The sequence below is a fragment of the Oceanobacillus saliphilus genome, from assembly GCF_023522835.1.
Taxonomy (GTDB): Bacteria; Bacillota; Bacilli; order Bacillales; family Amphibacillaceae; genus Oceanobacillus; species Oceanobacillus saliphilus.
Genome location: NZ_JALCZU010000007.1, coordinates 232,944 through 241,903, shown reverse-complemented (window position 1 = coordinate 241,903; position 8,960 = coordinate 232,944). Strand labels below are relative to the sequence as shown.

Genomic DNA, 8,960 nt, shown 5'->3' with positions numbered 1-8,960 from the left:
AGAGGCCACACCTGTTCCCATCCCGAACACAGAAGTTAAGCTCTTCAGCGCCGATGGTAGTTGGGGCTTTGCCCCTGCAAGAGTAGGACGCCGCCAGGCTACTTTTTTCATATACTTTTCTTGGATTACATAAATTAAGGAATAATATTTGCACATTGTGGCATATTAATTTATGTTGGTATTAACATCAAAATTTATATGTTAAATTATTATTCCACAGTAGCTCAGTGGTAGAGCAATCGGCTGTTAACCGATCGGTCGTAGGTTCGAATCCTACCTGTGGAGCCTTTTTTTGCTTCCATAGCTCAGCAGGTAGAGCACTTCCATGGTAAGGAAGGGGTCAGCAGTTCGAATCTGCTTGGAAGCTCTCTAGGAAACGCTTGTCCAGTACTGGATAGAGCGTTTTTTTGTGTTTGTAAAGATTATAAAAAGTTGGTTTTGGTTGTCGTTTCAAGTCAGTCTTTGTAAACAACGGAAACAGCTGACAATCTTTACTTTCAATATCTTGCTTTTAAGCTCTTGTAGAGGTTAAAATTTCTGTTAACTTGTTACCAGTTTTCGAAAAGAGAGTTTGAAGGAAGCATGAGAACCGTCCCCATGCTTCTCCTTGAATAATATACATTTTCCCCCCATAATAAATAGAAAATATATCCTAATATGAGGTGAATGCTGATGAATAAACCAGGGAGAAATGATCCTTGTCCTTGTGGGAGTCGGAGAAAATATAAAAAATGCCATGGTGCATCAAATGTAATTGAAATCAGTCCGACCCGGTATAATTCCGAATTAGAGCTTCTTCATTCAGGTCTGATTGCATTTGCATTTAACGAATATGAATATGAATTGGAAGAAATAAGCCAAAAATTCCCGCAGCTATCCTTGCTTGATGACGAAGAACGAATGGAATCTTATATGGTGGGATTAACTGCTTGGATCATCTTGTATGAGCCAATCCATGACAATCAAACGATATTTGACATTTATTATAAAAAACAACAGAAAAAAATCAAGCATGAAAAAGTAAGGAGAACATTTGCGGCATGGTCAGGGGCTGTTCCTTCTATATATGTGATTCTTTCTAAAACAGAAGAAAAAGCAACTCTACAAGATGTCCGAACGAAAGACATGTATAACATATCCGTTCGGGAAGAAAGTGATTTCGAGGTAGGCAGTATGGCAATTGGAATACTTATACCGTTTGTACAGGAACATGAATTCTTACTCACAATGCTTGAGGTGTTTGATGTAAATGAAGGAATAATTGACATGGCAGAAGCGTTGAATGATGAAGAATTTGTAGAAGATTTTCCTGATATTTTAGCAAAAGCCCTGACAATGGAAATAAATACAATCGAACTGGAATGGGAAAATCCACTGTATGAAATGGTTGCGAATCTTTTTGCAAGACATATGCGTGAAAAAGCAACTGATGAGGGTATCATCAAAGCAGGTATGCTCATCTGGAAAATATTCACTGAAAAGGCCAATCCTTCTTTTAAAAAACTTGGTACCTATGCAGCTGCACTCGAGTACGTGGTCCAAAGTTCACTCTCAGAAGGTACATTTCAATCACAGAGCGAGCTTGCCAAAGAGTATGATACAACTTCCGGTACCGTATCGAAAAATGTACGAAAAATAATCGAAACACTGGACGAGGAGTTAGAAGAGATCATTGATGAATTAATTGGAGACGAGGTGTTTCCTGAAGAAGTGGGGGACCTTTATGACAAAATAGATGGGGATTATAGTGACGTTGATGAGGGGATAATTGGCAATAATCATGTAACAATGGAGAAAACGATGCGTGATATTCAAAAGGCCGTCGAAAAACAAGATTTCGATTCCGAAGAAGAAATGCGTCAATTTCTGAACGAGCTACTAACAAACCAGGAGATCTCGTCACCTGTATCTACCTTACCTCGTGACATTGCTCAAGACAAGCTTTATGAGGCACAACAGGCTAAAGGAGCCAAACGGAAAAAGCTTGTAAAGGAAGCGTTGGAAATTTATCCGAACAGTCCTGATGCCTATGCATTAATGGCTAAAGATGCAAAAACGGTCAATGAACAATATCAACTTTATCATCAGGCAGTCATTGCAGGGGAGGAGGATTTGGGTAAAGAATTTTTTCGTGAAAATAAAGGACATTTCTGGCTGATGACGGAAACCCGTCCGTATATGCGGGCAAAAGCTGATTTTGCGACCATCCAATATAATTTAGGAGAAAAATCTTCAGCAATCACACATTACGAAGAATTACTGGAATTAAACCCAAATGATAATCAGGGAATCAGGTACCAGCTATTACCTGTATATTTGGAAGAGGAGAAGTATGAAGAGGCTAAAGAATTACTTTATCAATATGATGGAGACAATACTGCCAATTTCCTTTTTAATAATGTATTGTTACACTATCTAATAGACGGGCTGACTTCCAAAACAAAATCGTTATTGAAAAAGGCTATGAAACAAAACCCATATGTGAAAGCTTATTTGACTGGAAAGAAACCAGTTCCAAAACGCACGTATAACAGTATAGGTATTGGTGATGAAAAGGAAGCTATCGTGTATGTACAGGAACATCTCCACATATGGAAAGAAGCACTACCCTTATTAAGTGTATTGGAAAAGTCATAGCTAACTGAGAGTTTAGTTTCCACATGTCATGCAGTATGGAGACAGGATACTATCCATCTTCTATCGATGTTGGGACAATAAATCTGACCTATGTCCCTTTTTATCCCAACCTCAAAATAAAATGATTGTGGTCAGTTTGAATCGGTGAATACAAATGCCATGCTTGTATGCGCTTGGTTCATCGCGGCTATCTGGATTAGGAGCGCTTAAACCATATGGCAATTGATCAGTTCGAATAAATAACGAACAAAAGGTGTGAACAAATGAAGTATAAAGAAGAACAGACAATTTATTACGGACAGGTTCATACGGATGATTGGTCGATGTATCTTGCTGCAACAGACAAAGGATTATGCTTTGTAGGATCAGAAAATACAGGTCTAGATGAAATGAAAGAATGGTTTGGTAAGAACAGGTCAAAAGCAAAACTTGTTGAAGACTGGAATAATGTAGCTAAGTACGCAAATCAATTAGTAGAATATCTACATGGAATCCGTAAAGTTTTTGATCTGCCGGTAGATCTTATGGGGACTGCGTTTCAGGATGCGGTATGGAAGGAACTGAAAAACATCCCGTTTGGCGAAACGAAAACATATACAGATATAGCTAAAAATATTGGGAAGCCAAAATCTGTTCGATCTGTAGGAACAGCAATTGGTGCCAACCCTATTTTAATGGTAGTCCCATGTCACCGGGTAATTAGCAAAAGCGGGAAAATGGCCGGCTATCGTGGGGGTATTCCGATGAAGGAAAAACTGCTTGAACTGGAAAAGAGGTAAGGTGTGAAACACGAGCTATCCTCTTAATCCACTTAATCACAGCTATGAAAATAACCCCCACTAAAATTATTGCCAGTTTTCAAATGGGAATTTCCGCAAATGTGGGGCGGTTATTCTACTTCCATTTGGGTTTGGAAGCACGAGAACCGTCCCCGTGCTTCCCGTCCCCGTGCTTCTTCTTAGGTATCCACCATTTTTCTTTTGTACATTTCCAATCGATTTATAGCAAATTTATATTCCACATTAAATTTACTCATAACTTCGTAGACAGTAACATGCTTTATTTCCTGTAGCATAAAAGTAGGAATACAGAAGTGGTAGGCGAAGGAGTCAGCTTGCCATTCCTGTAAATCTCTGAACATATAAAACATAGATAACTGATTTCCTGAATGACGAAGGTAGTGACAGACTTCATGGCCGAATGCTTGCCATTCTCTTTGCTTGGATGATCTTTTTAAAAAAATTACATCCATAATTCGCATGTTGACAGAGGCATACTGAATATTAATTTCTAATTTATTAGCAATACGTGGTATTTCTAATTGATGTGGTTCTCTAATATGCATTCCTTTATATAAGTCATGAACATATTCTTCCACATGTGTGTAGTACATCACCATCACCCCTTTAAATAGAATATATGTTCTGTTTTAGTGTATAAAATAGGGTGCACATTACTTTGTACACCTACCCCACATTTTATTAAAAAATTTCCCTGAACTTGTTTTAATTATCCTTTTTACTTTTCTTAAATTTTATATAATCATATACGTCTTCAAGGTCTTCTGCTGTAAAGCTGGCCAGATCATTAAACATTAAGTCGGCATCCGGAAATTCTTCTGTAATTTTATCTATAATTTCTAATTTTTTATTGGCTGACTCATTTTCTTCAGAAGGTTTGAGCAGCCAATCTTCTGGACTACCTTCATGGCTTTCTGGAGCAAAACCAGACATAAGAAGTAATTTATTTTTGTCCAGTCCCAATGCCGTAGCTAAAGTAGTTACGGTTGTTCGTGATGGGGTATATTCTCCACGCTCTATTTTCCCAAGGTGAGAAAAGCTAATCCCTGTCAAATCGGAAAGTTCACGTAAAGATATATTTCTTTCATTCTTTCTATAGTTTCTCAAAAAATTGCCGAGTACATTTGTTTTATTTCCATTCATCATCGATTATCACCACGCTTTTCTTATCTATATTGTATCGTTTAACAACACAAAAAGAAAGTTTTTATTGGAAAAGTGTTGACAGGCGACACAAGTACACGTAATATACTAAGTGTCATGACACAACACAACACAACACAAAAAGGAGGTCAGGAGAAAATAGTTGCGATCGCATTAGGAATCTAAAGGGGAAAAAGGGAGAGGGAGTGAGAATGTGGACAAGAGTTCATTAATTCGGACAATCCTTCTGGCAATAGCTTTAGTCAATCAAGTAGCAGGTACCGTTGTGATTGCTCTTAATGAGCAGCATGTATCAACAATAGTCGATGGTGTATATCTGTTGATATCGACGTTGATTACTGTATTCATCTCGATCGTCACGTGGTTTAAAAACAATTATGTAACAGAAAAAGGCTTAAAGCAGAAGAATGTTTTACAACAAAATAAGCTTATAAAATAAATTGCTCTACGCAGAGCCAAATAATAAAAAAATTAGGAGGAATTATATTATGGCGAAAATAGCACTTGATGCAGGACATGGAATCAACACACCCGGCAAAAGATCTCCAGCTGGGGAAAGAGAATGGACATTTAATAATAAAGTGGTGGTTGCGGCAATTAAATATTTAAATGAGTATGAAAATGCGAACGTTATACGATTGGACGATCCTACTGGAAATACGGATGTATCCCTGACTGCACGTACGAACAAAGCTAATAGCGAAAATGCAGATATTTTAGTGTCGTATCATCATAATGCAAATACTGGCCAATGGGGGACATGGACTGGAACAGAAACATATCACTATCCTGGGTCCTCGGCTGGACTAACATTGGCACGAAATGTTCACCCAAGTATTCTTTCGGGAATGGGTCTTCGTGATCGTGGTATCAAAACAGCGAATTTTCATATGTTACGCGAATCCAATATGCCTGCTATTTTGATAGAGGGAGGCTTTATGGATTCGACGATTGATATTGTACAGATGCGTGATAATACAGTAATGGATCGTACCGGTAAAGCGTTGGCAGAAGCAATTGCATCGCATTTTGGCTTGGAAAGAAAAAGTGGTGGCGGCAGTCCTGGAACTTATACAGTCCAGCCAGGCGACACGTTATGGAGCATATCGCAAGCTCATAATATGACAGTGACGGAGTTAAAAGCTCTTAACAATTTGACTACCGATGACATTTATCCGGGGCAAATTCTGATTGTTAGTTATGAAGGTTCAACTGGGACAATGTTTGTGCAGGTAATTGTATCCAGCTTATGGGTATACGATGCACCAGACTGGAATGCGAGACATTCCACAGTCAGTCAGGGAGAAGTATTTACGATTGCAGATACTCTAACTGTCGATGGAGCCACGATGTACAAGCTTAAATCAGGCTTATATATTACTGGAAATACAAATTATGTACGGGTTTTCGAACAGTAAATAATTAAATTAGGAAGCATGGGGACGCTTCAACCCCATGCTTCACTTTAGAAATTCTGCTATTTTGGTGTAAGCGATTAGTTTATTTTTTAATTTTATGATGGAGTGGCCCTCGTCTTCGAACCGGAGATAAATGACGGGATGGTTTCGCTGAATCAGTTTATTTACAATTTGCTCGGATTCCTCAATAGGGACACGAGGGTCATTTGCTCCATGAAGAACCATAAGGGGAGCTTTGATGTTATCTGCATAATGTAAAGGGTCAATTTTGTCAAAAAATTCCCCGTCTTTTTCAATTGTTCCATATTCAGCCTCCCTTAGTTTCCTCCGCCAGGGGCTTGTTGTTGCTAAGAACGTTCGAAGACTTGAAATTCCAACAATATCAACTCCGGCTGCCCACAACTTTGGATAGTGGGTGAGTGCAGCAAGAACTATAAAACCGCCGTAACTTCCTCCCATGATAGCTATCTTGTCTACATCGACATTTGAATCACTTTCCAGCCATTTTACTAAATAAACAAGATCCTTTACAGCATCCATTCTTTTTCGCACATCATCAAGATGCGTATACGTTTTTCCATAACCTGTGCTACCGCGGATATTCGGAGCTATAACCACATAACCGATGTTTAGTAAATATTGTAAAAGAGGGTTGTAAACAGGGCGGCTTTGACTTTCGGGACCACCGTGCATATAAACGAGTACAGGAAATTTCACATTTTTTAATGTCGGCTTATAGTAAAATGCAGGAATTGAAAGCTCGTCAAAAGAGGGATAGGATATTATAGTAGGTTCAAATAATCTTTGGTGAAGAATTGGAGTTCTGGAGACATATGTAAGCCTTTTTGCTTGAAGCGTCTCAAGATCAACCTCCCAAATATCGGATGGATGTGCAGAACCATTTAATACATACGTGAGTTTTTTGTTATCCGGTGAAAATCTGAGATTGGCTATTACTCCCATTGGTGATTCCCAGCTATCGATTTTACTCCGATTCAAGTCCAGGATGCGACCCTTGGATATCCCACCTTCGTTTATAGTGAATGCCAGTTTATTTTTTTCCTTATTCATGGTTAAATTTTCAAAATCCCACGCTCCACACTCTAACCACGTAAAATCTTTGGTTTCTATATGAATGAATGCAATTCCAAAGAATTCCCGGTGTTTATTTGACAATAAATAAATATGATCGCCATCCTTATTAAAGTGAATATTTTTGTAACCTGCCTGAACTTCATGTTCTGTTATCCATTCCATTTCTCCTGTTAGGAGAGAGAGCGTACCTAAATCATGATATAAAGGAGAGTGTGTTTTTCTTACCAATAATGCCTTCCCATCAGGGAACCATCTCACAACAGAGAATATGTCATTTTGTGCAAATACGAGATGGATTTTCAGTGTGTTGAGATTTTGAAGATAAATATCAAAAAAAGCCGGATTACGTCGATTGCTGGACCATGCAATCCATTTGCCGTCAGGAGAGCTGCCTCCGTACATATGAACATGTTCTGGGGAGTTCGTCAGCGCAACTAGTTCTCCAGTTGTTTTTAGCAAGTATAATTGAACCCGTTCATCGCCATCATTGTCCATGCCAATAATCCTATCCGATGTTCCGGGAACATAGCTGAAAAACGTAACGCCTTCTTGTGCAAACGAGACTTGATAAGGCCATCCATCTTCTGGACGGACCTCCCACACCTGTGGCACACCCGTATAATCAGAAATAAAGCTTATATTATTTCCATTTCTTCCATATTCAAAGCTTTTTACCGTACGCACATGCAAATAAGGGTCAATACTTAATCCAACCATTACATGCCACCTTCCATTGGCTTCTCAAATTTCTCATACTGTTTCAGTATATTTAGATTGATGAAGTATAATGCTCAATTATTATTAATCTCAATTATTATTAATTAAGTTTGACTATTTAGTTAGCAAATCGTGCTTGCTGCGGTCTTTGAACATCATTATCAGGACTTCAGGAGCATTACCAAGCTCGTAGTTTTTCTTACAGTTCTTTATTTAACTGTTCATACTAGCTTAATAGTTTCTCTCTATACTAATAGATAAATAGATTGTAAGGGAGAGATTGAGATGACAAAACGAATTATTTCAGTTTTTTTGATGGCAATGTTCTTCATGTCTATGTTAGCCGTTCCTGCTCATGCGATGAACGTTGAGGGAAAACAACAGGAAGTAGCGAATGTGGCACACAGGGGTGCTTCGGGACATGCTCCTGAGAATACGATGGCTGCTTTTGATAAGGCTTTTGAAATGAAAGCTGATTACATTGAGATTGATGTCCAAATGACTTCGGACGGTGAATTGATTGCTATTCATGACACCACGGTAAATCGTACGACAAATGGATCGGGATTTGTTGGAGATTTTACGCTTGAGGAAATTCAACAATTGGATGCAGGAAGCTGGTTCGGTCAAGAATTTGCGGGAGAGCAGATACCTACTTTTGAGGAAATCGTGGATGCTTATCGTGGGAAAATTGGTATCTTAATTGAACTTAAGTCACCAGAACTTTACCCGGGAATGGAAGAAAAAGTTGCGGATGCTTTAATAGAACGTAATATGCATCGACCAAGTAACCATAAAATAATCATTCAATCGTTTAATCATGAATCTGTACAAACATCAAAAGAATTGTTACCTAACGTTCCACATGGTGTACTTGCTGGCCTCACTTGGGCAAATGTTACAGATGAGCAGCTTGCGCAATTTGCAACATATGCGGATTATTTCAATCCAAATATGAACATAGTGACAGATGGGCTTGTTGAACGTGTTCATGATATCGGTATGGAAATATTCCCATACACGGTAAGAACACAAGAACAGGCGGATAACCTGTTTGAATTAGGGGTTGACGGCATTATTACCGATTTCCCCGAATTTGTATATGAACATCCAGTAAAAAACTAGAAAT

The 8,960-nt window shown here is 38.5% G+C and carries 8 protein-coding genes, 2 tRNA genes and 1 rRNA gene; 8 read left to right on the top strand and 3 right to left on the bottom strand.

The window, feature by feature from the left end; all coding sequences use genetic code 11:
- The 5 genes from rrf to MN204_RS13365 all read left to right on the top strand — a co-directional run.
- Nucleotides 1-99: ribosomal RNA gene (gene rrf / locus MN204_RS13385) — 5S ribosomal RNA — on the top strand; the annotation flags it as partial.
- 114 nt (nucleotides 100-213) lie between these two features.
- A tRNA-Asn gene (locus MN204_RS13380) sits at nucleotides 214-285 on the top strand.
- A 9-nt stretch (nucleotides 286-294) separates the two neighbouring features.
- Nucleotides 295-367 (top strand) — tRNA-Thr (locus MN204_RS13375).
- A gap of 305 nt (nucleotides 368-672) precedes the next feature.
- On the top strand, nucleotides 673-2,637 hold the full coding sequence (locus MN204_RS13370) for an SEC-C domain-containing protein (RefSeq protein ID WP_249871577.1): 1,965 nt from the start codon (nucleotides 673-675) through the stop codon (nucleotides 2,635-2,637).
- 263 nt (nucleotides 2,638-2,900) lie between these two features.
- Nucleotides 2,901-3,416 (top strand): methylated-DNA--[protein]-cysteine S-methyltransferase, encoded by a 516-nt coding sequence (locus MN204_RS13365; RefSeq protein WP_249871576.1) that lies wholly within the window; start codon nucleotides 2,901-2,903, stop codon nucleotides 3,414-3,416.
- A gap of 179 nt (nucleotides 3,417-3,595) precedes the next feature.
- Here the strand turns inward: MN204_RS13365 and MN204_RS13360 are convergent, their stop codons facing one another.
- On the bottom strand, nucleotides 3,596-4,030 hold the full coding sequence (locus MN204_RS13360) for an ImmA/IrrE family metallo-endopeptidase (RefSeq protein ID WP_249871575.1): 435 nt from the start codon (nucleotides 4,028-4,030) through the stop codon (nucleotides 3,596-3,598).
- 112 nt (nucleotides 4,031-4,142) lie between these two features.
- Entirely contained in the window at nucleotides 4,143-4,583 is a 441-nt protein-coding gene (locus MN204_RS13355; RefSeq protein ID WP_249871574.1) for a helix-turn-helix domain-containing protein, read from the bottom strand.
- Nucleotides 4,584-4,794: 211 nt separating this feature from the next.
- Between MN204_RS13355 and MN204_RS13350 the strand changes: the two genes are divergently transcribed.
- Together MN204_RS13350 and MN204_RS13345 are read left to right on the top strand one after the other, a co-directional pair.
- Entirely contained in the window at nucleotides 4,795-5,040 is a 246-nt protein-coding gene (locus MN204_RS13350; RefSeq protein ID WP_249871573.1) for a phage holin, read from the top strand.
- Nucleotides 5,041-5,089: 49 nt separating this feature from the next.
- A complete protein-coding gene (locus MN204_RS13345) occupies nucleotides 5,090-6,019 on the top strand; it encodes an N-acetylmuramoyl-L-alanine amidase (protein WP_249871572.1) in 930 nt (309 codons plus the stop codon).
- 42 nt (nucleotides 6,020-6,061) lie between these two features.
- Here the strand turns inward: MN204_RS13345 and MN204_RS13340 are convergent, their stop codons facing one another.
- On the bottom strand, nucleotides 6,062-7,831 hold the full coding sequence (locus MN204_RS13340; protein WP_249871571.1) for a S9 family peptidase: 1,770 nt from the start codon (nucleotides 7,829-7,831) through the stop codon (nucleotides 6,062-6,064).
- Nucleotides 7,832-8,161: 330 nt separating this feature from the next.
- Here MN204_RS13340 and MN204_RS13335 point away from each other — a divergent pair, with 330 nt between their 5' ends.
- Nucleotides 8,162-8,956 carry a glycerophosphodiester phosphodiesterase gene (locus tag MN204_RS13335; protein WP_438804707.1) on the top strand — a complete coding sequence of 265 codons (795 nt, stop codon included), beginning with the start codon at nucleotides 8,162-8,164 and terminating at the stop codon, nucleotides 8,954-8,956.
- The last annotated feature ends 4 nt before the right edge of the window (nucleotides 8,957-8,960 follow it).

What these genes read in the sequence shown, in the direction of transcription:
- MN204_RS13370 (WP_249871577.1), top strand. Translation starts at nt 673, where the DNA reads ATGAATAAACCAGGGAGAAATGATCCTTGTCCTTGTGGGAGTCGGAGA.
- MN204_RS13365 (WP_249871576.1), top strand. Translation starts at nt 2,901, where the DNA reads ATGAAGTATAAAGAAGAACAGACAATTTATTACGGACAGGTTCATACG.
- MN204_RS13360 (WP_249871575.1), bottom strand. Translation starts at nt 4,030, where the DNA reads ATGTACTACACACATGTGGAAGAATATGTTCATGACTTATATAAAGGA.
- MN204_RS13355 (WP_249871574.1), bottom strand. Translation starts at nt 4,583, where the DNA reads ATGATGAATGGAAATAAAACAAATGTACTCGGCAATTTTTTGAGAAAC.
- MN204_RS13345 (WP_249871572.1), top strand. Translation starts at nt 5,090, where the DNA reads ATGGCGAAAATAGCACTTGATGCAGGACATGGAATCAACACACCCGGC.
- MN204_RS13340 (WP_249871571.1), bottom strand. Translation starts at nt 7,831, where the DNA reads ATGGTTGGATTAAGTATTGACCCTTATTTGCATGTGCGTACGGTAAAA.
- MN204_RS13335 (WP_438804707.1), top strand. Translation starts at nt 8,162, where the DNA reads ATGTCTATGTTAGCCGTTCCTGCTCATGCGATGAACGTTGAGGGAAAA.